General features: G+C 39.4%; 22 protein-coding genes. 19 read left to right on the top strand and 3 right to left on the bottom strand.

Going from position 1 to position 26,293, the window contains the following annotated elements; translation table 11 throughout:
- Positions 1 to 66 precede the first annotated feature (66 nt).
- The 5 genes from AAA942_RS20100 to AAA942_RS20080 are packed head-to-tail and all read left to right on the top strand — an operon-like array spanning position 67 to position 5,069.
- Complete coding sequence (locus tag AAA942_RS20100; RefSeq protein WP_338222104.1) at positions 67 to 468, top strand: hypothetical protein; 402 nt, start codon at positions 67 to 69, stop codon at positions 466 to 468.
- A gap of 13 nt (positions 469 to 481) precedes the next feature.
- Positions 482 to 1,231 (top strand): 3'-5' exonuclease, encoded by a 750-nt coding sequence (locus tag AAA942_RS20095; protein ID WP_338222103.1) that lies wholly within the window; start codon positions 482 to 484, stop codon positions 1,229 to 1,231.
- Between the two features lie 48 nt (positions 1,232 to 1,279).
- Complete coding sequence (gene rnr / locus AAA942_RS20090) at positions 1,280 to 3,487, top strand: ribonuclease R (protein WP_338222102.1); 2,208 nt, start codon at positions 1,280 to 1,282, stop codon at positions 3,485 to 3,487.
- The gene (locus tag AAA942_RS20085; RefSeq protein WP_338222101.1) at positions 3,450 to 4,436 is read left to right on the top strand and encodes a polyprenyl synthetase family protein; all 987 of its coding nucleotides are present in this window, start codon (positions 3,450 to 3,452) and stop codon (positions 4,434 to 4,436) included. The genes rnr and AAA942_RS20085 overlap by 38 nt, the downstream gene beginning before the upstream one ends.
- A 3-nt stretch (positions 4,437 to 4,439) precedes the next feature.
- Entirely contained in the window at positions 4,440 to 5,069 is a 630-nt protein-coding gene (locus AAA942_RS20080; RefSeq protein ID WP_338222100.1) for a rhomboid family intramembrane serine protease, read from the top strand.
- Positions 5,070 to 5,115: 46 nt separating this feature from the next.
- Here the strand turns inward: AAA942_RS20080 and AAA942_RS20075 are convergent, their stop codons facing one another.
- Complete coding sequence (locus tag AAA942_RS20075) at positions 5,116 to 6,237, bottom strand: ATP-binding protein (RefSeq protein ID WP_338222099.1); 1,122 nt, start codon at positions 6,235 to 6,237, stop codon at positions 5,116 to 5,118.
- Between the two features lie 870 nt (positions 6,238 to 7,107).
- Between AAA942_RS20075 and AAA942_RS20070 the strand changes: the two genes are divergently transcribed.
- On the top strand, positions 7,108 to 8,238 hold the full coding sequence (locus AAA942_RS20070; RefSeq protein ID WP_338222098.1) for an ATP-binding protein: 1,131 nt from the start codon (positions 7,108 to 7,110) through the stop codon (positions 8,236 to 8,238).
- A gap of 157 nt (positions 8,239 to 8,395) precedes the next feature.
- Here AAA942_RS20070 and AAA942_RS20065 read toward each other — a convergent pair whose 3' ends face one another.
- Positions 8,396 to 8,650, bottom strand: coding sequence for a helix-turn-helix domain-containing protein (locus AAA942_RS20065; RefSeq protein ID WP_338222097.1), 255 nt, complete (start codon positions 8,648 to 8,650; stop codon positions 8,396 to 8,398).
- 137 nt (positions 8,651 to 8,787) lie between these two features.
- Between AAA942_RS20065 and AAA942_RS20060 the strand changes: the two genes are divergently transcribed.
- The 12 genes from AAA942_RS20060 to AAA942_RS20005 all read left to right on the top strand — a co-directional run bounded on the left by AAA942_RS20060 (position 8,788) and on the right by AAA942_RS20005 (position 23,236).
- Positions 8,788 to 9,552 (top strand): cysteine peptidase family C39 domain-containing protein, encoded by a 765-nt coding sequence (locus tag AAA942_RS20060; RefSeq protein WP_338222096.1) that lies wholly within the window; start codon positions 8,788 to 8,790, stop codon positions 9,550 to 9,552.
- A complete protein-coding gene (locus AAA942_RS20055; RefSeq protein WP_338222095.1) occupies positions 9,516 to 10,358 on the top strand; it encodes a thioredoxin domain-containing protein in 843 nt (280 codons plus the stop codon). Before AAA942_RS20060 ends, AAA942_RS20055 begins: the two co-directional genes overlap by 37 nt.
- A 603-nt stretch (positions 10,359 to 10,961) precedes the next feature.
- Complete coding sequence (locus AAA942_RS20050) at positions 10,962 to 12,026, top strand: 6-bladed beta-propeller (RefSeq protein WP_338222094.1); 1,065 nt, start codon at positions 10,962 to 10,964, stop codon at positions 12,024 to 12,026.
- Positions 12,027 to 12,047: 21 nt separating this feature from the next.
- Positions 12,048 to 14,246 (top strand): peptidase domain-containing ABC transporter, encoded by a 2,199-nt coding sequence (locus tag AAA942_RS20045; RefSeq protein WP_338222093.1) that lies wholly within the window; start codon positions 12,048 to 12,050, stop codon positions 14,244 to 14,246.
- A gap of 2 nt (positions 14,247 to 14,248) precedes the next feature.
- On the top strand, positions 14,249 to 15,550 hold the full coding sequence (locus tag AAA942_RS20040; RefSeq protein WP_338222092.1) for an HlyD family secretion protein: 1,302 nt from the start codon (positions 14,249 to 14,251) through the stop codon (positions 15,548 to 15,550).
- Entirely contained in the window at positions 15,551 to 17,197 is a 1,647-nt protein-coding gene (locus tag AAA942_RS20035) for a DUF6734 family protein (protein WP_338222091.1), read from the top strand.
- 121 nt (positions 17,198 to 17,318) lie between these two features.
- Entirely contained in the window at positions 17,319 to 17,597 is a 279-nt protein-coding gene (locus AAA942_RS20030; protein ID WP_338222090.1) for a hypothetical protein, read from the top strand.
- 195 nt (positions 17,598 to 17,792) lie between these two features.
- Positions 17,793 to 19,079 carry a carboxypeptidase-like regulatory domain-containing protein gene (locus AAA942_RS20025; protein WP_338222088.1) on the top strand — a complete coding sequence of 429 codons (1,287 nt, stop codon included), beginning with the start codon at positions 17,793 to 17,795 and terminating at the stop codon, positions 19,077 to 19,079.
- The gene (locus AAA942_RS20020) at positions 19,066 to 20,535 is read left to right on the top strand and encodes a TlpA family protein disulfide reductase (protein WP_338222087.1); all 1,470 of its coding nucleotides are present in this window, start codon (positions 19,066 to 19,068) and stop codon (positions 20,533 to 20,535) included. The genes AAA942_RS20025 and AAA942_RS20020 overlap by 14 nt, the downstream gene beginning before the upstream one ends.
- A 54-nt stretch (positions 20,536 to 20,589) precedes the next feature.
- Positions 20,590 to 21,702, top strand: coding sequence for a DUF4221 family protein (locus AAA942_RS20015; RefSeq protein WP_338222086.1), 1,113 nt, complete (start codon positions 20,590 to 20,592; stop codon positions 21,700 to 21,702).
- A 191-nt stretch (positions 21,703 to 21,893) separates the two neighbouring features.
- A complete protein-coding gene (locus AAA942_RS20010; RefSeq protein WP_338222085.1) occupies positions 21,894 to 22,115 on the top strand; it encodes a hypothetical protein in 222 nt (73 codons plus the stop codon).
- A 53-nt stretch (positions 22,116 to 22,168) separates the two neighbouring features.
- Entirely contained in the window at positions 22,169 to 23,236 is a 1,068-nt protein-coding gene (locus tag AAA942_RS20005) for a 6-bladed beta-propeller (protein ID WP_338222084.1), read from the top strand.
- Between the two features lie 685 nt (positions 23,237 to 23,921).
- On the opposite strand, the gene AAA942_RS20000 is transcribed toward AAA942_RS20005, so the two are convergent.
- Positions 23,922 to 25,034 (bottom strand): hypothetical protein, encoded by a 1,113-nt coding sequence (locus tag AAA942_RS20000; RefSeq protein ID WP_338222083.1) that lies wholly within the window; start codon positions 25,032 to 25,034, stop codon positions 23,922 to 23,924.
- A gap of 222 nt (positions 25,035 to 25,256) precedes the next feature.
- On the opposite strand from AAA942_RS20000, the gene AAA942_RS19995 reads away from it, so the two are divergent.
- Positions 25,257 to 26,234, top strand: a complete 978-nt coding sequence (locus tag AAA942_RS19995; protein WP_338222082.1) for a hypothetical protein — start codon at positions 25,257 to 25,259, stop codon at positions 26,232 to 26,234.
- Positions 26,235 to 26,293: the final 59 nt, after the last annotated feature.

Genomic DNA, 26,293 nt, shown 5'->3' with positions numbered 1-26,293 from the left:
GGGGGATAGGGGGATTTAAATGCAATAGAAAACAGAACCTCATTCCAGATTATTCATAAAAGGAAAATGAAAAAAGACATCGACTTTTCTCCCGTGACGGGAGTAAAACTGGCCATCGTCAAAGAAGAAAAATCCACTGGTACCGAATGGGCCGTCTACATCATCAACCTCAATCTAATCGAGCTGAATACCGTCATGATTACCTCCAAGGGTTATGGAGAAATCGACGGAGAAAAAAGGCAAACCTCCACCCTACGCCACCTCATCAAAGAATTGGGGGCCGAATCCGTAGCCAAAATCGAACCCATAGACCCTGCCGTTTTTATCCTGACTAACGAATTCTGGGTGAGCTACTACATTCTGGATCAGATTTTTGACAAAAAGTTTATCTTTACTCCGGGTAGTTTCGACCCGGTGAATCTCCGGCTAATCCCGGAGCTAGGCTTGGTGGGCATCCTGCACGGCTAAACATGATCGACTTATGGCAGATTTTTTTGAACAGCTGGGAGAAATCCTCTTTTTGGATATAGAAACCTCCTCCCAAACCGAATCCTTGGAGGAACTCACTCCCCGGATGCAGGAAGAGTGGCTAAAAAAAGAAAAGCTCATCCGGACTGAAAACCCCGACCGGGAACCGGGTTCGCTTTATTTTGACCGGGCGGGAATCCATGCTGAATTTGGACAGATCCTCTGTGTAGGAGTTGGTTTTTTTCAGGTAAAAAGGAAGGAAAACAAGCTCCAATTCCGAACCAAAGTCTTTTCCAATTCGGACGAAAAGGAACTTCTTTCCGAGTTTCACGCTTTGTTAACTAAGAAAAAATGGATTCTCTGCGCCCACAACGGAAAGGAATTTGATTTTCCCTACCTCTGTCGAAGAATGCTGATTCAGGGAATCGCCCTACCTGAACCGCTGCAGATCGCCGGCAGAAAGCCCTGGGAAGTCAGGCATCTGGACACGATGGACCTGTGGAGATTTGGAGATTACAAGTACTACACCCGACTGGAGCTTTTGGCGGCAGTTTTTGATATCCCCACTTCCAAAGAAGGAATCGATGGCAGCGAAGTTAACACCACCTTTTACAAAGAAAAAGATCTCGGCAAAATCGAAAAATACTGCCTGAGAGACGTAGAAGTCACCGCAAGGATCTTTTTGGCAATGCACCCTCAGCCCGAGGAAATGGAGCTGGAAATTATCTCCACCGAAGAATCAAAAAAAGAAGCCGGGGAATAAGCCTTGGCGATTCATTATCTTTTTACCTTAGAAAAAATTAACCCACACATGGGAAGAAAATCAAACAGAAAAAAATCGAATACCCAAAAAGGAGGCTTCCGGGAAGGCAATGACTCCGGAACACTTGCCAAACGAATCCTCCAATTTTTAGACGCACATTATGGCGAAGAATTCAACGCCAAGCAAATCATCAAAAGACTGGAAATCCGCGACGCTATCCAAAAAGGAGGCGTGGAACCTACACTCTATCGGCTAGTAGAAGCAGGAAAAATCTCCAAAACTCCGAGAAATTACTTCTCTTCAAACCAAGACCCCGACTTCATTACCGGCACGGTGGACTATGTCAATCCCCGATTCGCCTTTGTGATTCCGGATGATCCTGCTGCTAGTACAGGGGACATTTTGGTCAAAGAGGCCGACCTCAAGCAGGCTCTCGACGGAGACAAGGTGCGGGTGATGGTCTTTCCTCTGAAAGGAAAAACCGGACGAACCGAAGGTCGGGTCCTGGAAATTATGGAGCGGGACCGGGATGAATTTGTGGGTCGGGTGGAAATCTCCCCTCGATTTGCCTTCGTCGTCCCCGATTTCAAAAAAATGCACAAGGACATCTTTGTCCACCGCGGGGACTTGATGGGGGCCGAGCATAATGAAAAAGTCATCGTCAAGCTGACCGAATGGAGAGAAGATGACAAAAATCCGACGGGAAAAGTCATCCGTGTCCTCGGCAAGGCTGGTTTGCACGAAGTGGAAATCCACTCCATCATGGCCGAATTCGGACTTCCTTTCGAATATCCCAAAGAAGCAGACGAAGAGGCAAACGCAATTCCCGAAAAGATCTCTGCCAAGGAAATCAAAGCCCGAAAGGACTTTAGAGATGTCCTTACTTTCACCATTGACCCGGTTGATGCCAAGGACTTTGACGATGCGATTTCCTATCGGGAACTCGAAAACGGCAATCTGGAAATCGGCGTGCATATCGCCGATGTGACCCACTACGTGAAGCAAAAAACGGCTTTGGAAAAAGAAGCTTACAACCGGGCCACGTCCGTTTACCTCGTGGACCGGACGATTCCCATGCTTCCGGAAAGACTAAGCAACGGACTCTGCTCCCTGCGTCCCAAAGAGGACAAGTTGACTTTTGCCTGTGTGTTTGAAATGGACCGGAATGCGAAAGTCGTCAATCACTGGATCGGCCGCACCATCATCCACTCCAACCGACGCTATGCCTACGAAGAAGCTCAGGAATGCATCGATACCCAATCGGGAGATTATTTCCAGGAGTTGACCTTGCTCAATGAGCTGGCTAAAAAGATCCGGAAGCAGCGATTTGAAAAAGGCGCGGTCAACTTTGAGACCGTCGAGGTGAAGTTTAAGCTGGATGAAAAAGGAACTCCACTTGGGCTTTTTGTCAAAGAGCGGAAAGACATCCACAAGCTCATAGAAGAGTTTATGCTTTTGGCCAATAAGTATGTGGCCGAATTCATTTTCCGAAAAAATCAGGGAGCCGACACCTTTGTCTATCGAACACACGACAGCCCAGATTTAGACCGATTGGAGACCTTTTCAGGTTTTGCGAAGCGTTTTGGCCATCAGATGGACGTGACCAACGTACAGAAAATCTCTGCCGCACTCAATAAGCTGATGGATGAGATTCAGGGCAAACCCGAGCAAAACGTCCTCGAGCAACTTGCCATTCGAAGTATGGCCAAAGCCAAGTACACCACCGAGCCCAAAGGTCACTTTGGCTTGGCTTTTCCACACTATACCCACTTCACCTCTCCTATCCGCCGATATCCGGATATGATGGTGCATCGACTGCTCGAGCACTATTTGGATGGAGGAAAATCCCCGGATGCGGAACCTTGGGAGCAGAAATGTGTGCATTCCTCCGAGCGTGAAAAGCGAGCCGCGGATGCTGAGCGAGCTTCAATTAAATATAAGCAAGTGGAATACATGTCCCTTGCCGAGCAAAAGGATTACGAGGGTATCGTCAGCGGCGTGACCGAGTGGGGAGTTTTTGTCGAAATCACTGAAACCAAGTGTGAAGGCATGATTCGGGTGCAGGATATGGACGACGATTACTATGAATTTGACGAAAGAAACATGCGTCTGATTGGGACGAGAAGTAAAAAAATGATCACTTTGGGTGACAAAGTCGTCGTCCGGGTAGTTAATACCGATATCGACCGTCGAACCATCGATTTGGAATTTGCAGAAAATGACAGAAAAAAGTCTCGCCCACGCGCTTTTAACTAAGCTGGAACAACACATCACTACCCACTCTTTCGGAGAATCACCCACCGAGCTTTACGAACCGATCACCTACATCCTAAGCTTGGGAGGCAAGCGGATCCGTCCGCTGCTTTCACTCTTGGCGTATGGGATTTATGGAAAAAATCCGGAGGAAATCCTGTCTCAGGCCGCTGCCGTGGAGGTATTTCACAATTTTACCCTGATGCATGACGACATCATGGACAATGCTCCCCTGCGAAGAGGAAAGGCTACAGTTCATGAAAAGTGGAATGCCAACATCGCCATTCTTTCCGGAGATGTGATGCTCGTGAGAGCCTATGATTTGCTCTTGGGTACAGATCCGAAACTACTTCCGGAAGTGATTCGACTGTTCAATAAGACGGCAGCGGAAGTCTGCGAAGGACAGCAGTTTGACATGAACTTTGAAGCCTACGAAACTGTGCATGAGGCGGATTATATCAATATGATCCGACTAAAGACTGCCGTGCTGTTGGGTTTTGCACTTCAATTGGGAGCTATTTTGGCGGGAGCGGAAAAAGAAGATGCGCAAAAGCTCTATGAGTTTGGGGTGAATATCGGCGTAGGGTTTCAGCTGAAAGACGACCTGCTTGATGTCTATGCCGATCAAGCCAAGTTTGGAAAGCAAGTAGGGGGAGACATCATTTCAAACAAGAAGACCTTCCTCTTGATCAAAGCCTTGGAACTCGCCCAAGGAGAAGATTTGGCAGCGCTGAATCATTGGCTTTCGCTGAAGGAATTTGACAAAGTCGAAAAGGTAAATGCGGTAAAAGCGATTTACGAAAAACTCGGCATCCGCAGTCTGACCGAAGCCAAGATGCAATCCTACTTTGAGGCAGGCTTCAGCCAATTTGAAGGCCTGCACTTCCAAAACGAGGAATACTATCAGGCCCTGTACGCCATCACCCAAGACCTGATTCACCGGGAGAAATAAGCCATGGAATTGACTTTGACCACCGCGATCATTGGGATCACGGCGATTACCAGCATCCTCGGGTTCAACCGTCCCGATCTACTCGATCGGTGGATGTTTATCCCCTACCGGATCAAGCACCGCAACCAATGGGATCGATTCGTCTTCTCGGGATTTATCCACAAGGACTACATCCACCTGCTGTTCAACATGTTTACCTTTTACTTCTTTGGGGGAGTGGTGGAAATGTTCCTGCGCTATCAGTTTGGTCAAGGCTTAGGCGGATTTCTTTTTGTAGCCTTTTACCTCCTAGGGATCATCATATCTGACATTCCCACCTATCTCAAGTACCAAGAATCCAGCTATTACCGAGCTTTGGGTGCATCAGGGGGGACATCAGCGACGGTTTTTGCCAGTATTGTGATCATGCCAATAGCCGATATCTGCCTGTTTGGAATTATCTGCCTTCCTGGGTTTATCCTTGGGGGCTTGTTTTTGATCTATTCTTATGTCAAGGGCAAGCAGGACAGTGACGGGATCAACCACGACGCCCACCTTTACGGAGCGATTTTTGGAATTGCGTTTATTCTGATTCTAACACCCTCGAGTGCGGGAATGTTTTTGGAGCAGATCAAGGGGTTTAGGGTGTTTTAGAGAATACAGATTATTCCATTCTCTTTTTTCTGATACTTCCTGATTTCTAAAACAACCCCACAAAATCTCTAAAATTATCTTTTGAAATCACCTTAAAATCAGCCGGATAGGTTTCCAAAAAGACAGCTGGCTTCTTGACTTTCGCAGTAGGATTCCATTTAAATTCAAATGCCGAAATCCGTCCATCTGCCTCCTCCAAATAATCGATTTCCTGCTGCTGCTTGGTGCGCCAAAAAAACGTATTCGCATACGCCCGATGGTAATGATTTCGCTTTAATCGTTCCGTGATCAAAAAATTTTCCCACAACGCTCCGATATCATTTCTAAACTCGAAGGGATTGAAGTTTTGAATCAGGGCATTTCGAATGCCATTGTCATAAAAATAGATTTTTCGGTTGGTCTTGATTTCATTTCGAAGATTGCGGCTAAAGGAATGGAGTGGATAAATGATGCAGGCAAGCTCCAATAGCCGGATATAGCTCGCAACCGTATTTTTGTCCACTCCGGTCAGTTGTGCCAACTCATTGTAGCTGACCTCGGAACCGAGTTGGAAAGCGAGCGCTTGAAGGATTTTTTCCAAGACCTCAGGCTTTTTGACTGAGGCAAAAGCCAAAATATCCTTAAAGAGGTAGCTCTGCGTGATTTCGTTGAGGATAGCTCGCTCCTCACCCCGATGATTGATGACGTCTGGGTAAAAGCCGTAAATCAATCGATTTTCCAAATCGCGAATCCCATCCAAGTAGCCGACCGAAAGCTCATATTCCTCATAGGAAATGGGATAGAGAAAATATTCAAACTTCCTGCCGGTATGTGGTTCATGGGTAGTATTTCTGAGTTCAAAAGCAGAAGAACCACTTAGAATCAACTGTACTTGCTTGAACTGATCATGAATAATTTTAGCTGTGATTCCGATATTTTCGATCCGTTGGGCTTCATCGATAAAAACAATTTTGGAGCTTCCCAGCAGGGTTTCGATTTGCTTGGTATTGGGATTGGTCAGTTGCTGCCGAATCAGTGGATCATCTCCGTCCAAAAATAAAACCTCTCGGTCCTTAAGGATATCCCGGACCAAGGTAGTCTTCCCTACCTGTCTTGCTCCGATCAATAGAATAGTTTTGCCTTTGAATAGCTGATCCTTGATCTTTTTAGCTAAAGTTCTTTCAATCATTTATTTTTTAATTCACCAAAAGTAATGCTTTTTAGTGAATTTCATGGCGGCTACCTTATCCCTCACAGACACCAACCCATAAGACCACCTTTACGGAGCGATTTTTTGGGATTGCCTTTATTTTGATTCTTTCACCCTCGAGTGCGGGAATGTTTTTGGAGCAGAATAAGGGGTTTAGGTTGTTTTAAAAAGGAAAACCGTACCTCTCAATTTTTGCCCTGATTCTAGTCAAAGTTGCTATGCCTAGCAGATGTTTTCTTCCTTTAGAAGTTGAGCTGGGCTGCTGGAAGTACTAGTCTTTCTCTGCTTTGGAATTAAGATTCGATCTAGGGTTTTGTCAAGCATTGCGAGGCATAGCCTCATTTGCGCCTTTTCAAAACAACACTACCTTTACTTTATTACAAGAGGCAACCAATTCTACCCTTACTTTATTACATTAATTGATTAATTCTACCCTGACTTTCTGCAATTCCTGATCAAATGAGTTTTAACAGAGGAATTTTGTAAGGTTAATGGCAGAAGAGCAATAATTGGGATTGCGATTATTTTAAATTTTTCACACTCCAGTACAGGCAAATTTTTGGAGAAGATCACGGGGTTTAGGTTGTTTTAGAAAAATACCTAGCAGGTCCGATCTACCCTATTTTTATGATTTCCCTAATTATTTGTTTCAGTTGATTTGTTTTTTTTTCGACCTCTCCTAGTTTTTACTTGAAAGGATCAAATGACAGTTCTAAAATCTAGCCTTCGCTGGTTTAGGCTGTTGAAATCCCCGTCAAAGCCGAATATTTGGATTTAATTCTAAAATTTAGGCCAATTTTTTCGATTATATTCGAAATTTTTAGCATTTTGGATTTCAAATGGAAAGTAATGATCAAACGCAAACTATCAGAAAAGCTAATCCAAAGCTGTTTCAAAGGTAAGGTAATCATCCTTTTGGGAGCTCGGCAGGTCGGCAAAACCACCCTCTTGAAGGAATTGGTAAAAGTGATCAATTCACCTTTTATCTGGTTCAATGCAGATGAAGCTGATATTTTGGAAGCTTTTACTTCTGCGGTTACGAGCACCCAATTAATCCACCTGATCGGCACAGATTCAAGATTGGTAATAATTGATGAAGCCCAGCAAATTCCTGATATCGGGAAAAAACTAAAGCTAATATATGATAATCGACCTGACATTCAGTTGATTGTCACCGGATCTTCGGCCTTTGACCTTCTAGATCAAACTTCAGAGCCGCTAACTGGCAGAAAGAGAACTTTCCATCTTTTTCCAATAAGTTATTTAGAAACAGAAAATCACACTTCTCCACTGGAAGCCAAACGCTTACTGGATACTCGTCTTACGTTTGGATTTTATCCTGATGTGGTCAACAACCCGGGGAAGGAAAAAGAACTATTGATCGAAATAGCCCAAAGCTATCTCTATAAAGATGTGTTGCGAATGGATGGAATTCGTAAATCCAGCCATTTGGACAAACTTTTGAAAGCATTGGCTTTCCAGGTGGGAAGTGAAGTTAGCTATCATGAATTGGCACAAACCGTAGGAAATATCGATTCAGCTACGGTGGAAAAGTATCTCGATTTACTGGAAAAGGCATTTGTCATTTTTAAACTTCCGGCATTCAGTCGGAACTTGAGAAATGAAATCAAAAAAGGGAAAAAGTATTACTTCTATGACAACGGCATCAGGAATGTATTGATCAATAATTTTACAATTCCAGAGATGAGATTTGACAAGGGGGCGCTATGGGAGAACTTCCTGATTTCAGAGCGACTGAAAGCTAACTCCCATGCCGGGAGATTTGTCAACAGCTACTTTTGGAGAACCCACGATCAGGCTGAGATCGATTATCTGGAGGAAGCTGAAGGAACTCTTCATGCTTTTGAATTAAAATGGCAGGATAAAAAGGTCAGATTTCCTGCTTCTTTTTTAGAGACCTATCCCAATCATCAGACGGATGTAGTAAGCCGTGGTACTTTTGAGGGATTTGTCAGATGAGACACAACAGGGCCAAAGATCCCCTTTTTGTGAAAGGGTTCTCCCAATAGTTCGGATTAAAAAATAGGCTTGAAGCAAGACCTTTGCTTAAAAAAAGACCTGCCAGGTCTTTGTAATCACTTTTTGCCCATCTTCCCAATCATTTCCCTCAGGTATTTTAGCTCTTTTTCGACCTCATCAGGATTTTTTGAGGGGGGGGGGGGGACAAATGGATTCCGTTTTCGGAAAGAAGGCTGACCATATCCATGCCGTATATTTTTCCCATTTCTGCAAGCTGCACCACTGAGGGCTGGGCTTTCCCACTTTCGATATTGGACAGGGTTTTCTGCGAAATACCCAGCTGATCGGCTACTTGCTGCTGACTGATCCGTTTGGATTCTCTCGCTCTCTTGAGATGATGGCCTAGGTCCATGAGTTAAAAGGTTAATTGGCTTAGTAAAAATTTACTGAAGATTAGTAAATACGGTATAGCATTTACGGATCGTTGTTTCCAAATTTATCCATTCATTTTAGTTTTCAAAACAGAAGTCCGGTTTTTATTTCTTAGGTATGGAAAATTGTTTGCTGGTATGCAAGAGCTTGTTAGGAGCATTGGGAATTCCGTTTACCCAACGCTTTTTGAAAGAAAAATTGATGACTCATCCTGAGCCGGATTCCTTACTGGCTATATCGGATACCTTGGCCGAATACAAAGTAGAAAGCCTTGCGCTACAGCTCGATGAGGAAAAATTGGATCAACTGCCCTTACCTTGTGTGGTTCAGATCAGCAAAAATCCGTATCCTTATTTTACTTGCATGACTCAAGTCACTGAGGATTGGGTGGAATATTTGGACGAAAAGGGAAAGCGGATTAAGCAGCGTAGAAAAGAGTTTGTGAGCTTATGGACTGGGAAAACTCTGGTGGTGGAAAAAGGGGAGCATTCCGGAGAGCCTGGATATTTCCAGCGAAGGAAGGAGCAGATGATCTATCAATTCCTTCTTTTTTTCCTTGGGGCAGTCGGACTAGCTTGGATCCTTGGAGATTTGAGTGGGTTGTATTACAACACTTCATATTCCCTAGGAGCGATAGCACTTTTCATAGTAAAGCTAACAGGCCAAGGGATATCGGCCATTTTGCTCTGGTCAGAGGTAGATAGGAAGAATACTGCAATTACCCAATTTTGCGGAGGTGGAGATCAAACAGATTGCAATTCAGTCATTGACTCCTTTTCTTTTGCGGGGCTGATCAGTTTGGGGAATTTGGCCTTTGCCTATTTTTTGCGAGCACTACCCTACTCTTGGTTAGCTCATTTTCCGCATCCGCTCTTGGCCTAATGGGTTTGCTCAGTTATTCCAGTTTGGCGATTATCCCATTTTCCCTGTACTATCAGGGAGTCAAACTGAAAAAATGGTGCCGCCTATGCCTCTGGATTTCCGAGATTTTAGTAGTGGAATTGGCAGTCAGTCAATTTCTATTGCCTGAATTAGCTTGGCCTGCATTTGGAGAATTGGGACTGTTTTCATTCGTTTTCTTGGCTACTGTCTTGGCCTGGATCAGCTTAAAGCCTTACTTGATGGCTCAAAAAGAGTTATACACGACCAAAAGCAAGTTGGCGAAGGTTCTGTCCAATAGGGAGCTTTTCGACTATTTCCTGAGCACATCAAGACAGATCACTTCCAATCCCGAAGGGTTGGGAATATTTCTAAAAGGGGCAAATCCTAAATACCATGTCTTAAAAGTCTGCAATCCCTATTGTGGTCCCTGTGCCCGTACGCATCCGCTCTTGGAGCAGCTCTATGAAGCCGGGAATATTGATTTGCAGATTGTGTTTGTTCCAGGAGGTGGAGATGACGTCAGGTTAATGACCATTCGCCACCTTTTGGGGATTGCTTCTAAAGGGGATTTAGAACAGACTCGCCAAGCCTTGGATGAGTGGTATAGTCAGGACAAGAAGGATTATGAAGCCTTTGCGGCAAAGTATCCACTGAATGGAGAACTGGCAAGTCAGGAATCCAACATTAAATCCATGCAGGACTGGGCAGAGCAAGAGCAGATTACCCATACACCTACGATTTTCATCAATGGCTATGAATTGCCATCCACCTATGCCGTGGAGGATTTGAAATATGTCTTAAACTAAAAAAAGCTGCTGATGCAAAAAAATATTCAATCGCGATGAATAGTCACAGTCTTCGGTGACTTAAACGGTCGGAGGGTTTCTTACCAATTCAAAATTTATTGTTAACCATTTAAATTATAAAAATCATGAAAAAATTAAGCTTAGAAATGCTCCGACTTAGCACCAATGAGATTTTGGAAAGAAGTCAGATGAAGAAGATTACAGGTGGGTATGGTACCTGCACTACATGCACGCGTTATGATTCAAACTTACAGCCAAATGGAACATATACCACCTCTGGTTCTTGTAATGCGGGGCCAACGTGCTATAATGATCCTGATTGTTTTACTTGGTCTTGTAGTTAATTTTGAAGGCAAAGTATCGGTTACCTTTATATTTATTTTAAATAAATAAATTTATTAAATAAGTATACATTGACTGATGGCAAATTAATGTATTACAGAACTACTTCAAATGAAATTCATTTGAAGTAGTTCTAAATTTCCTGTCCTATATTAAAAAATATGATGAGTAATCAATTACAGTCACCATTTTAAAAACCTTTTAAAGATAGAGTACAGATTTAAAAGGAAAACAATAAAGACAAGTAAACTATTTTCTATCATGAAACATATTAAAAGGATGTTGTTTTTTATTTTAATTTTCCAATTTCAAAATTGTGGAAATAAAGATCATCCAAACTATCCTGAATCAACTAAAGACATTGACATAAAAATAGATTTTTTGAAGGAAGGTTCACCAGGATTTGATTTTGAATTACTAGACTCTATAAACCTTGAGGTTCCTGGAAACCCTCCCCTTACATCAATCCAAGACTTGGTTTTTTCGCAAAACTTCTTCCTTCTTTTAGATAGAAAACAAGGGTTATTAAAATTTGATAACAATGGTATGTTTCTCTTGAAAATTGGAGAGTTCGGTGAAGGGCCAGATGAATATGCTATGCCCTATGCACTTCACTTAGATGAAAAGAAAAACATTGTCTATGTGGCAGATTGGAAAAAAATGGTTATTCTCACTTATAGCCTCGAAGGAAAATTTGAATCAACAAGCAGTAAACTTCCTGGGTATCCTATATCATTTTATAAAGAAAATGATACGCTTCTGATAGTTCAGGAGACAATAAATGGAACAAAAGAGCAACCTAGGGAAGTGATGATAAGCTCACTTAAACCCAATAGTCTTGAAATTGTGAATAAGGAAAGCCCAGTCTATAGTTTTCATTCTAATTTCACCACTATCCATCCCATTCCTAGGATATTAAGCAGGGTAGGTAATTCAAGCTTGTTTTACATGCCAATAATTCGGGGAGAGATTTCTTCGCATACTGATAGAGATACGATTTTTAGAAAAGTGGATGATCATCTGTTGCCTGAGTATCTAATTAATTTTGTAGGGTTTGATATTACACTTCAATTGGGAATAAGCCAAATAGTGATGTCTGATAATTATGCCTTTCTCCGCCTGATTTATGACAACCGTCCCTATTTTTTAGTAATTGATTTAGAAAGCAATCAACCACTAATTCATTTAAAAAAAATATTAAATCAGGAAATGACAGATGAAATGATTCCAAGGACTTTTAAAGGAGATAGGTATTATTCCATTTTTAGGGATAGGGTGAATGGCTTGGAGAAAAATCCACGAATAGTGTTTTACCGTGTGCCATAGTAAAGGAATAGAATTTTTGTTTTGAAAACATTTCCCCATTACAAACAACCCGACTCCAAAGACTGTGGTCCTACTTGCTTGCGGATAATCGCAAAGCACTATGGGAAGCTTATTTCCTTAAAAGAAATCCGGGAAATATCGGAGACGACTCGGGAAGGAAGCAGCCTTTTGAAGCTCAGTGATGCCGCTGATGCGATGGGGTTTAAGACCATTGGGGCAAAGTTAAGCTTTGAAAAGTTGATTCAAGCCCCTTTGCCCTTAATTGTACATTGGGACAAGCAGCACTTTGTCGTCGTATATCGAATCAAAAATGATAGGGTATTTATTTCTGATCCTGCTTACGGTTTAATCCAGTATTCCAAAGAAGAGTTTATCTCTCGGTGGATCGGTAATAATGGCACTGAGCATACTCAGGAAGGGGTCACGCTCTTACTTGAACCTACCCCTGCTTTCCGAAAAATGAAATGGGAGGAAAAAGAAAAGCGTTCCCTTGGTTTCCTCTTCAACTACCTGTTCCAGTATAAAAATCTGATCGCGCAGTTAGCCATCGGGCTGCTGGTAGGTAGTTTGCTGCAGCTGATTTTTCCTTTCCTGACGCAAAGCATTGTGGATGTTGGGATCCAAAATCAGGACATCAATTTTATTTACTTGGTTCTCTTTGCACAGATTATGCTGTTTTTGGGCAGGATGAGTGTGGAAGTGATTAGAAGCTGGATTTTGCTGCACCTGACTACCCGGATCAATATTTCGCTGGTCTCGGATTTTTTCATTAAGCTGATGAACCTTCCCATTTCTTACTTCGATACTCGGATGACGGGGGATATCATGCAGCGAATAGGCGATCATCGAAGGATTGAGAACCTTTTGACAGGCACCACGCTCAATACCTTATTCTCTTTTTTCAATCTGATCGTTTTTGGAGCGGTTTTAATCTATTACAGTTTGACGATTTTTTTGATCTTTCTTGGAGGAAGTGTGTTGTACCTCGTTTGGGTCTTGTTTTTTATGAAGCGCCGTAGGGAGCTTGATTACAAACGCTTTGCCCAGTTGAGTCAGGAACAGAGCACTGTGATCGAGCTCATCAATGGCATGCAGGAAATCAAAATGCACAATGCCGAAACGCAAAAGCGTTGGAGTTGGGAATTTGTACAGGCCAGACTGTTTCAGGTATCCATTCAGTCCTTATCTCTCGAGCAGACGCAGCAGGTAGGCTCATCCGTGATCAACGAACTCAAAAATATCCTGATCACCTTTACTTCTGCCATGCTCGTGATCGAAGGAAATCTGACTTTGGGCATGATGCTGGCCCTGCAATATATCATTGGACAGTTGAATAGCCCCATTAATGAATTGGTAGGTTTTTTTCGGTCTTTTCAGGATGCCACAATCAGCCTCGAACGACTCAATGAAATCCATGACAAAGAAGATGAAGAAAATTCTGAAAAACAGCTGGTCAGAACAGTTGAGCCTGGTGAGGCCATGGAAGCCAAGAACCTCTCCTTTCGCTATGTCGGTGCTGAAAATCCCGTATTGACTGGAATAAACCTTCATCTTCAGCCTAAAAAAGTCACGGCAATAGTCGGTGCAAGTGGTAGCGGCAAGACCACCTTGATGAAGCTATTGCTAAAATTCTATGAGCCTAGCTCCGGGGAGATACGGTACGGAAAACACGACCTAAAAACAGTTAGCCCAAAAAGTTGGAGGGAACAGTGCGGGGTGGTGATGCAGGAAGGCTATGTATTCAACGATACCATAGCAGCAAATATCGCAGTGGGTCAAGATTTCATTGATCAGGAAAGGTTGCTAGAAGCTGCTCGTATCGCCAATATCCTGGAATTTATCCAGTCTTTACCGCTTGGGTTCAATACCAAAATTGGCAATGAAGGAGTAGGAATGAGTACAGGACAGAAGCAACGCCTATTTATTGCCCGGGCTATATACAAAAATCCGGCTATGCTCTTTTTTGACGAAGCTACCTCGGCTTTGGACGCAAAAAATGAACGCCAGGTCATGGAAAATCTCCAAAAGTTTATGCAGGGCAAAACGGTTTTTATCATTGCCCACCGATTGAGTACGGTCCGTAATGCGGATCAGATCATTGTAATCGATCGGGGTAAAATTGTTGAACAAGGGCCCCATGTAGAATTGGTTCACGCCAAAGGCATCTATTATGATCTGGTGAAAAATCAGTTGGAATTGGAAAAAATTAACTCAAACTGATCATGCCTGTAATTAGCCAAAACGATAATCTTAACCTTCGGTCTGAAGAGGTCCAGGAGATTATTTCCCGGCCCCCGGCTTGGTTGATCCGATGGGGCATTACCTTAATATTCATCCTCCTTTCTCTTTTAATAGGATTATCCTTTTTGATCCGATATCCTGATTTTGTAGAAGCTAAAGTATTGGTCACTACTGCCAATCCAACCGAACGTATAGCTGCCCGTGTTACTGGACAGATAGAGCACCTTTTTATCAAAAATGGAGATCAGGTAAAGATAGACCAGCCCTTAGCAGGCATCAAGAGTACAGCTAGGTTGGAAGATGTACTGTTTTTGAAAACTACTCTAGAAAAAGAATCCTTTGGTAAGGAAAATGACTTTTTATTTCCTGTTGAATCACTTACCGAATTGGTATTAGGGGAGGTGGGATTACCGTTTTTGGAATTCGAAAGGAATTATTTGGAGTATCGATTGGTCAGGGAGCTACAGCCCTTTGCAGGACAGTTGGAGGGCACCAAAGCATCCATAGAAGAAATCAAAAAACGGATCAGCAGTCAGCAATCCCAAAAAGAATTACTTAGCAGAAGACTTTCCTTAGCCAAAATCGACTACGAGCGTAACAGAAACCTCCATCAGCAAGGGGTCATTGCAGACAAGGATTTTGAATCCCGTGAAATGGAATATTTGCAGATGGAAGAACAGGTCAACCAAATGGCAATATCCATCTCTCAATTGCAGGAAACACTGAATACGGCAAATCAGAATATAAAAAACACCACCATCAATCGGGAAGAAGAGGAGGCGAGGTCATTGAAAGCGCTAATCCAATCCTATCAAGGACTTAAGCGGAGTTTACGGGATTGGGAATATTTGTATCTGATGAAATCTTCCATTAATGGAGTAGTCAGCTTTCAAAAAGTATGGGGAGCCAATCAGCAAGTCAATTCAGGGGAACTAGTGTTTACCATATTACCGGACAATAAATCCGAACTAATGGGTGCCATGAAAATAGCGGCTCAAAATGCCGGAAAAGTGAGCATGGACCAAAAAGTCTTGATCAAATTGGACAATTATCCATTTCAGGAATATGGGGCTTTGATCGGCAGTATTTCCAGCATTTCGGTGTCTCCGGATGAAGAGTTCAACTATTTGGTATATGCGACACTACCCGAAGGGACCCTGACTTCTTTCAAAAGGGAAATTCCATTTACCCAAGAACTCTTGGGAAATGCTGAAATCATCACCGAAGAACTGAGTGTGGCAGAGCGATTATTTTTTAAGTTCAGGTCAATCATGGTATACTAGATGAAGATTGTTCAAACATTTTGGATTGACGAAGGGAAAGACCCCTTGAAGGATAGTTTTGGATGGTGCAGTGCTCCGTATCATTTGATGAGTTGGGCGCTGAGTTGCCTACAACTTCATCAATTTTACGAAGACTTGGAATTAATCACTGATAGGAAGGGAAAAGAGTTGCTGATTGATCAATTGCAATTACCTTTTAAAAAGGTAAGAGTGGAACTGGATGACTTAGACCTAGTACCTATTCCCGGCTTATGGGTGATGAAAAAAATATATTCCTATACCCTTCATGAGGAACCTTTCCTCAATGTTGACGGAGACGTATATGTTTATGCCCCATTTCCTAGTGAACTTCTTTCTAGCCAACTGATTGCCCAGAATATCGAGCAAGATTTTGATTATTATAAAGAGTTGGTCGGACTTGTAGGGAATACTTTTCCATTTGTTCCAAAGCCAATTAAAGAACAAATAGATAAGAAAAAGGAAATTCAGGCCAGTAATGCGGGGATTCTTGGAGGGAAAAATCACGCGTTTTTTAAAGACTATTTTCAAATGGTCGAGCAATTTATAACTGTTAACCAAGACCAGATTAAAGCCTTAAACCCAATGCAAATTAGGGATTTTAACCAGCTAGTTGAGCAGTATATTTTCCATTGCCTGAGTAATGATCAAGGGATTGAGGTAAACTACCTGTTGGATCCTGTTTACGACCCCTCTTACATGGAAGTATTTGGGAATTTTCATCACTTACCAACCAAATCTTCCTATATCCATACCTTAGGAGATTATAAGAAAAATGGGTGGGTTTGTGACCAGCTAGCCCATCGATTACGGCTTGATTATCCGGATTATTATCGGAGAATTTCTGATCTCTTCGAATCAGACCAAAAATCACACTCAGAAAAAACTCATGCTGTAAGCAAAAAAGATCCCTATGATAAAATTTCATCCTATTCAAAGGACTATTTAGCAAAATCTGAAAAGGAACAATTTTATAGAACTGATCGAATGCTAACCGCCATTTGTGAAAAAGAGGGAATTGCCTGGGATAGAACAAAATTCACAATTCAGGAATTTAAAGACTATCTGGAAAGCATCTCCAATATCACCCCTTGGAAAAGAATACTAAACGATGTTTATGAGTTTGAAGAAGAAAAGCTTAGACTAATCAGATCCCTCCTTCAATACAAACTCGAAGAGGAGAAAGCGTTTTCTGCCATTCAATTGGCCAATGAAGCTTTGAAGGATCCTAACTGGCAAGAAAAGGCCGAGCTAAAATTGGCAGCCAATTGCAAAACCATCATTTCAGAATGGGATTGGTCTCAAAACTCTGTTTTATTTACCCAAATTAAAATGAATTCAATAGAGGAAAACCTACTGCCTCCTCCCCATTTCTATCAAACCTTATTACTTTGGGATCAGCACCATACAGAAATAATAGAATACCTAGTAGGCCCCATTGCCTCCTATCTTTTATCAGTCCTTTCAGAGGACAGCTTTATTCAAATGACTGATTTATCCGAAAAGGTATGTTCTTTTTTTCAGCTAGCAAACAAAGATCAGGTTATGGATTTATTGGATGAAGAGATACGGTTTTTAGCCTACAGCGGGGTGATCCATCTAAGTGGAAAGGATTACCTAATTCAGTAAAAACTTACTGAAAATTAGAAATATCTTACTAGGCATTAGCTAATTAAGTAAATAATTTTAAATATAATGACCGGAAGTACCGGTCAAGATTCTTAAACAAAACTACCAAACAAACAAACAAATGAAAAAGTTAAATTTAGAAATGCTACGACTCAGCACCGACGAAGTCTTGGAAAGAAGTCAGATGAAGAAGATTACTGGGGGGTATGGAATGAGCTATTGTGCTACCATGTATATGATTAGATCCTGTAATCAACTTTCTGGAGGTGCTTATTCGGGCTGGGCTTATGGCTGGACAAGCAACGGATGCAATAATTCGGGAGGCGCAAATTATTGGAATGCAGTGACCTCAGCGGGGTATAGCATGCAAGGATGCAGCACAGGTTGGTATAGTTATTAATTGGGAGAATTTTGAACTAGGGGCTTTGCTCCTAGTTCACCAAGAAAGTAGTCCTTAGAAATCCAATATTATACAGGCATCTTCCAAAGAAATATCTTAAATATATAAGAAGAACACTTACTATCCTCCTACCGAAGGCCAGCTTGCTAGAGGTAATCAGGGGTTCAATTTAACCACGAAATTCTGCAATAAGAGATGAAATATGTCATTGCTTTTATTATTTCATTTTTTTCTTCCACTTTACTCTTTTCTCAGAATAAGGCAGGGCAAAATCATATTTCTGGAACCATCCGAGATGGAAATTCTCCAGTCCCCAATGCCTATATTTTTCTAAAAAACTATCCGGATTTCAATTGTCTATCTGATTCCGAAGGATTCTTTAAGCTACGTTTTCCTGAGAGCTTAAAAATTGATACGCTGATAGTATCTCATCTTAGCTACACCAAAGCGCAAATGGCAATAAAAAGCCTCAAAAATAATCCGACGAATATCACATTGCAAAGTAAAACCATCGTATTGGATGAAATTACAGTAAAACCAGAAAAGGATTACCTCAAAGACTTCTTTCAAAAAATAGCACAAAATATCCCAAAGAATTATCCTGAGAAAAGGCACCAAATGACGGGCTTATTCAGAAAGTTATCCACTAATTACGAGGAGTTTACCCATCTGACAGAAGCTCAAGTAGTAGTGGAGGATGTTGGATATACAAAAGAAGTAAAAGGAGCCAAAATTAAAATCGAGGATTACAGAGAGAGTGGCGATTTTTCGGAAATAGACTCAACTTTTCTCTTACTATTGAAAGCACAGGAAGATTCTTACGCTTTTGAAGAGAAAAATAAAGTGCCAAGCAACCCAATCATTCGATTATACGAAGACAACTTTATTAGGAAAAGTTATTTGGACGAAAGCCCATTTAATAGTAATGGGTATTTGAATGAGTTTTTTGGCATTGTGGAATTACCCATCTATCAAGAATTCCTTGGGTACGAGCTAGTGGATAATGATACTATTTTCACCATTGCCTACGGGACTACTGACCCTCCTCTAGGGACTACTTATATAAAAGTCAATAGCAGTGACTATGCAGTGGTAGAGTTTCAAGTGACTCGTTACCTGGATCCTGAACGGGAATTATATGAGCAATTTCTAATGAAATATCGAAAAATTCAGGATAAATACTACCCTGAAAAATTGGTCCATAAAGTACTTCGGTTTATCAATCGGAATGTGGGCAGTCACCAAATGGATATATCTACCTTGTGGTTTGATGAAATAAAAACCGAAAATTTCAAAAAGCTCAAAAGTCGTGAAATTATAGAAAGGGATGAAATATTGCCATCAAACGCCTTTACCTATGAGCAAGAGTTCTGGAAAATCAATAAGTTGCCCAAAGCTTTTCCCTTAGATTCTGCCATCCTCAAAAGTCTAGGAAGACATAAAAAACTAGAAGACCAGTTTAAGGAAAATGGAAGGGACTGATACAAATCACCAAGCAAAATTTAACCGACCGATCTTTATAGTCCTTGGAATCCTATTCCTATTTTCTTGTGATTCCGCACTTCAGAGTAGTAATCAAGAAGAACAAAAAGATCAAATCGTTCTGATGCTAGAAGATAGCATGGTTGGTGATTTTTTGGCAAAGCGTAAAGGCTCTTTTATGTACATTGATGATGAGCTATTTTCTGCGAAAATAGAATTTTCAGGAGATTCCCTTAGTCACTATGGGATAATCAAAACAAAAAGAGGCTTTTTAGAGCTAGTATATCAAGAAAATAGCCAGAATCGTTTCAGCTACCTATTCCAAAAGGGAGATACGGTACTAATAAAACTAAATGAACAAAACATTTGGATGGAAACGGTCAATAGAAGAACCTCCTCATATGAAACCAATTTGGAACTCCTTAGGAATCGAGATCTTTACCAATCTACCTACACAAAACTTCAAGATTTTTACTTATTATGGAAATCGAATTATGCCTCGTTTATGCCAGTAGAGCTAAAGGAGGAACTCAAGCAATACCGCAAAGAGGCGGTAGAAAGCTTGAATTTGGAGCTGTCTTGGATCGATTCCTTGAGGACTGAAAAATCCATTTCACCAAGTTTGGCTGAGTTTTACACTTCAAAAGCCCGTTTTGAACTAAATAAATTGAACTGTTTTGGGGAGGAGGATGGGGCATTTGATGCAAGAGGAGCCTTTCGATTATTTCTTGGATCGGAATGGGATACCCAGGAAGGCGTCCAAACAATTTACCTGCACGACTTCGCTGATTTCCTGCTTATCTATGAGCTGCTTCACCATCCCATTCCCTCAAAAAGTTCCCCCTTTGTTACCAATGCCTCTACCCCTTTCGGCAAACAAATGTTATTCAGCTATTTAAACCAGACACTTCCCTATCTTCCTTTTGAAGAAGCAGCGAATTGGTTGACAAGCTATGAAAATAGTTTAGCTAATCAGGCACAAGCTAAATTTCTCAGGACGTCTTTTGAAGCGTTGAAAAATCAGCGGCCGGATCTAGATCTTATGGGGCTTGGTAAATCCACGACTACGCTTGAAGAGCTCTTAGTCCAAAAAAAAGGAAAATACCTATACATTGATTTTTGGGCGGCATGGTGCATCCCTTGTATCCAATCATTTCCAGCGTCCATCGCTTTGCATGATAAGTATAAGGAAAGGGAGTTTGAAGTAATTTACTTATCCATTGACAAAAACCACAAATACTGGGAAGATGTGGTTGAAAAATACCAAATCGCTATTCCAAATCGTTCTTTTATTGTACAGAATTTAGAGGAATCCATGTTTCTTGAAAAGCTGAAAGTGGATGTCATACCTCGCTATCTTTTTTTTAATCAAGAAGGAAAACTAATTCATCCCTATTCTCCTAGTCCAAATTCTGATGAAATTCGGGTTTTTCTTGAGGAGCTGATACAGAAATAAATAACTTAACCATCAATCTTCCTCAAGATAAATAGGTACGAGTAATTTCCAATTATGAAAAAATTTTTTGTTTTTCCCCTCTTTTTTTTAGGAATGCTCTACTCATGCGGAGAAAAATCCGCTTTTCCTTTAACAAAAGACTCATCCAAGATTGACACCCTGATTTTTTATTCTGAAAATGAAATCATCGATCTCGGAGAAGATGGAGAATTTTTAATTTCTTCAGACATGTCTGACGATGCGTCTTCCTATTTTATTTTCAATCTTGAGAAAAGACTTTTATACACACTGGATTTAAAAACTAAAAAGCTTCTATCAAAATTGGAAATGCCTTCCGAAGGTCCTGATGGTATTGGAAACTGGCTGATAGACTTTCAGCGATTGGATGACCAAAACTTTATCGCTCAAGGTGACAATGTTTTCTGTTTTTTCAATTTAGAAGGAAAAGTATTGGATAAAATACGGGTAGATCACTTATTTTATTTTTATCCCGAATTGACCAAAAAATTTTCTAATGTCGGATTCCTTTATAAGAATGGACAATTCCACTTCTCGACAGTGGAAATGGGCAAAATCGAATCGCAATTGCTTAGCTATATTCCGAAAAGCGACTCCTTTCTTTTGAGAGAGATCCCATTCGTGGAATTGATGAAAAATTCGTCAGTAGTAACTCAGGTCAAATCCTACAGCTTTTATTCTGCTTCTTCTTTTGTTATCAATGATTTTCCAGGTGGAATCCTAGTCGTAAACCGTGCCTTACCCAATATGACCGCATACCTGAACAATGGGGACACAGTAAGCACCAAGCCAAACAGCTCAATTTTTTTTGAAGACCTGGTGCCAGTTGAGGAAATATTCAGAGCAAAAAATGAATTGGAAGAAAAAGAATTTAAAAAGGAATTAGAAAAGCAAATGAACTTTCTCCGACCGGAAGTGGATGAAAAAAATCAAAAGCTCTATAGATTTGGCTATCGACTGGCATCGGATGGTATTTCTTATGATACCTATTTATTTGAATATGATCTGAATTTAACCTTGACGCGGGAGACTCAATTGGAAGGAATCAAAATCAAACCCAAGAAAATGTTCCTCAGAGAGTCGACTTTTTATCTGGCAGTGTCTTTTGACGATGAACCGGTGTTTCTGATGTTCAGCAATCCTTTTTGAAATGCAATGAACAAATCGTTAGGTAATTCTAAGCATACAGCGGAGGGATCCATCTTAGAGGAATCAGGAACAGCTAATTTAGTAAATATTTACTGAAACTTAGTAAATATGGTATAGATATAAATTTAAATTTTTCAGAACTTAAGCAAAGAAACAGAAAGTCTGTTTTAGAGAATAAAAAAACAATAAAAATGAAAAAATTAATTTTAGAAAAATTGAAGTATTCCTCAGAGGAGATACTTCAAAGAAATCAAATGGCCAAAATTTATGGCGGGGAAGACCCAAGAAATAATGGACATTGGTATTGTACATGTGGAAATGGGCCGGCTTTTTTGGTTTATGTCACTGATGGGACAGACCCTACATTTGTAGCGAATTGTGGACAACAGGTGGCAAGTTGTAGTGGAGCTTAATTTAACTTATGCTAGAAGGTTAATTTCTAATCTTCTAGCATTAAACACACCTTATGAAAACAATTTATATAAATACTATAATTTATACACTTATTGTAAGCACATCTTGCTCAAATAGAGACAACCTAAGTGATTTCACCTTAATAGATGCTTCAATAGTAAAAGAGGAGGGAAAAATTATCTCTGATTTTTCAGACTCTACACTTATAATACCATTAGAAACTAAAACAAAATCTTTATTAAGCTGGATAACTAATTTAAAACTAGTTAAAGATAAAATTTACATTTCAGATATTAACAATGTCCTTATATTTGATTTAAATGGGAATTTTCTGTCATCCCTAGGAAGTAAAGGCGATGGACCAGGTGAATATGGTACGATTTATTCTATGGCTTTTGACGAGAATTCAAGTATATTTTACGTTGCATCTGAAAACAAACTAATTTCATTTGACTTAAATAATAATTTTCTTAGAGAAAAAAAATTTCCTTTTTTACTTCAATATATCGAAGTGATTAATGGAGAAGTGGTTCTAATTTCTGACAACTTACTCAATAACCCTACTGGAGGCTTTATTGAATCCACAGTTCTATATAAATTGGATGACAATTTTGAGATTTATAAGAAAATAGAACTATTGTCTAAAAATATAAATAAAAAAATAATAGGAGGATTTTCTATAAAACAATATATTTCACCAACAGATGAAGGCACATTCATATACAAACCTGTATTTACAACTGAAAACTTCAATAGAGATACTCTTTTTTTACTTCAAAATGATAAAATTACCCCATTCAAAAGATTGGGATTTGATTTCTCAACGAAGCTTGATGAACGTGGTTTCAAGACTTCAACTATCTTGAATATCAATAGATCTAAAGACTATATTACAAGTGAATTTACACTAGAATATGATAAAATGTTTTTTTTATATGAAATTAAAAACAACAAATATCATATTATGAAAGGAGGGATCATTGATGAGGTAGGAGACACAGTTGTTCTAAGACCTCTTAACCTAAAAAAAAATATTTTTTACTACATAAAGCAGGAAAACTTCACTAGTACTGAGTATGAAGAAATGAACCCTCTAATTGGAATTGTGAAATTAAAATAATATGGATAATTTTTTTTAATACATTAGATCAATAGCAATTTATCACCTGATTGATACTCTCATGATACCTACTTATTTGAATATGATCTGAACTTAACCTTGACACAGGAGATTCAATTGGAAGGAATCAAAATCAAACCCAAGAAAATGTTCCTCAGAGAGTCGACTTTTTACCTGGCAGTTTCTTTTGACGACGAACCGGGGTTACTGATTTTCAGAAATCCTTCTTTAAAACTATGAACATTTCGTTGGGTTTTTCTTAGCCTACAGCGGAGGGATCCATCTTAGAGGAATCATGAACAGCTAATTCAGTAAATATTTACTCAAACTTAATAAATAGGGTATAGGTATTCGCTTGATTACCAATTAATTTAGGATCTTATGATCGAAAGTGCCGATCAAGATTCTTACACAAAACAAATAAGTAAAATGAAAAAATTAAGCTTAGAAATGCTCAGACTCTCTTCAGAAGAAGTACTCGGGCGAAGTCAAATGAAAAAAATTTCAGGCGGATATGGAACTGGAAATGGTCCTTGCTATATTACTTGTTCACTTTCAGGCGGTGGATCAATTCAACATAGTGTCCCTAATTGCAGCGTAGGCTGCCTCCAAGGAGTTGGTTCTAGTCCAATGTATTGTTCCTGCAACTAATATTGGATAGAAACATCAAAAAAATGGTAGGGATTCAATTAGAAAATGAAGCATCCTCTTCTATTCTATAGACAAGATATCGGGTAAAATCGTCTTCTCTTTTTGGATCTACGGATTTGACGAGAAGACGATTTCCTGGTAAGGTTGTCATTAAAACTCCGCGTTCAGGAATAAGAATATCCTTACTAAGCTGATCATTATAATTAAAAAGAATTAATCGATTCTGAGTTGGATTTTCATCAATTTCCGGTTGATTCTTTTTGAACGGATTAATAGTAACACCCGATAAATACTCTAACACGAATAAATCATCATCCAACTGATGAATGCTCTGGTTTTTAGGGGATAATAACCACCCTTCGGGGGTTTGGAATAAATCTTCAGGCTTTAATTTATTAGGAAATGGCAAGGAATTGGGGTCTTCATAAAGAATTGGAATCCTTATAAAAGCCATTCCTTCAGATAAATCATGAATGGTTATTTGATTATCGAAAGAGCTTGTAAGAATAAGTTTGGATGATTTAGAATTGACGTCATAAACAGGGGAATAAAACCCTCCAACTAAACCAAGGAATTCCTTGGTTACCTGACGCTCAGAAAGAGGAGAAAATTGCCTTAGGGTCGAACTCTTTCGATCGTATAGTTCAAATAGCATTAATTGATCAAAATTATTTCCACTTAGGGGGTTAAATCTACTTGTGCCAGATGGAATGGTAGCAAAGGTGATTTGATTTTGGAATGAATCTAAATTGAAATAGGAAAATTTCTTCGCCAAGGAATATAAATATAAAATATCAATGGGCTGATATTTAAAACGATCAATGAGCTTCAAATTACGATCATATAGCAAAACTTCAACACTTGTCATTACCCAAATATTTCCTTCATCTGAAAAACCAATACTAGAAAAACTCGAAGAATGTTGTTCAGGTCCCTCGCCTTGCATATTCTCACTAATAATTACCTTTCCATTTTCATCCACTAGAAGTATCTCTTTACCACGGTTGGTATTGGAATATCCTAAATACAATTTCTCTTTAGGGAAATAATCCAATAATTCAACAGAAGTAATAGAATGAATAAGAAATTCCTTCTCTTTTATCAGATCAAATGAACTCATCATTTGATTTTTTCTAATTTGCTCCACCTTTTTACAAGAATATCCGGTAAACAAGGAGAATAAAAGAAGAATTCTAAAATAAAACCGATTATGATTTAACAGTAACATATTGAAGGAGAAATGGACCAACAAAAACATTCACTAATTTAGAAAACAATAGAAGATTACCAAAATATTATAAAATTTAAGATAAATTTAATTGCTATTTTCGTTAAAAAATTTAGCACAAATTATAAATTAATAGTTATTATGAGAAATTTACTCATTTTTCAAATAATTTTGATCGTATTCTCATGCTCAAAAACAGAAAAGAAATTTGAAGAAATTGGAGGTTTTGAAAAAATAGACAGCATTCAGGTTCCAATTTCTCCTACCTTAATTTTTCAAGATTTGGATTTAAATTCTGAAAAAGTCCTTTTTTTGGATAAATCCGATTCATCACCTAAAATCCTATTAATGGATTTTAAAGGAAATACCAAAAACACATTTCCCTTAACTAAAGAGACAAATTTCCTTTTTGAGGATATCTTGATTCCATTTGAATTTCAAGCTGATCAATCCATATCAGCAATTGGCCCAAAAGGATTAATAAATTATTCCTTTACAGGGACATCAATTAGTACCTTTATAATGCCCAAAAACTTAATTGAACAAATTTCAAAATCAACCTATTTCGATATATCTGAAAATAATTTGATTCTATGGAATAGAGATATCGTAAACCTTAACAATAAAGACTTATCGAAATTCGAAAACATATGTGTTTTAGAAAGCATAAATATAGCAAATGGTGAATCAAAACCATTAATTAAAATCCCCAACATAAGCATTTTTAGAAATGATAAATATTATATTAAAGGAGATTGGCTCCCAGTTTTTACGGTTGAAAAAGATGAAATTCATATTATATTTGGAATAGAACCCAATATATACACCTTTAAAAAAGGTCACCCAAATAAACTCTTAAAAAACACTCCTATTAAACTAAAAGCATATCGAAATTTTGAGGGATATGATAACTATGCTTCAACACTCAGCTCCATAAACCATCCCTTATCATCAGGAAAAATTCTATCCATCCAAAAAATTAATAAACATTTTTTAATCACATATTTTCCAGGATATGACCCCATTAATGTAAACGAAAAAATAAGGTCCAAATCAACAGAAGAATTAATTGAATTTATGAGAATATGTATATCCGCAATGACACCAGTAGCCAAATAAGTTCTTATTGACAGTTAGTGACAATTGCTTTAGTTGGGTTTCAACTTGCTTTAAATTAG

The organism is Algoriphagus sp. oki45 (assembly GCF_036245605.1).
Lineage (GTDB): Bacteria > Bacteroidota > Bacteroidia > Cytophagales > Cyclobacteriaceae > Algoriphagus.
This window is presented reverse-complemented; position numbering and strand designations above follow the sequence as displayed.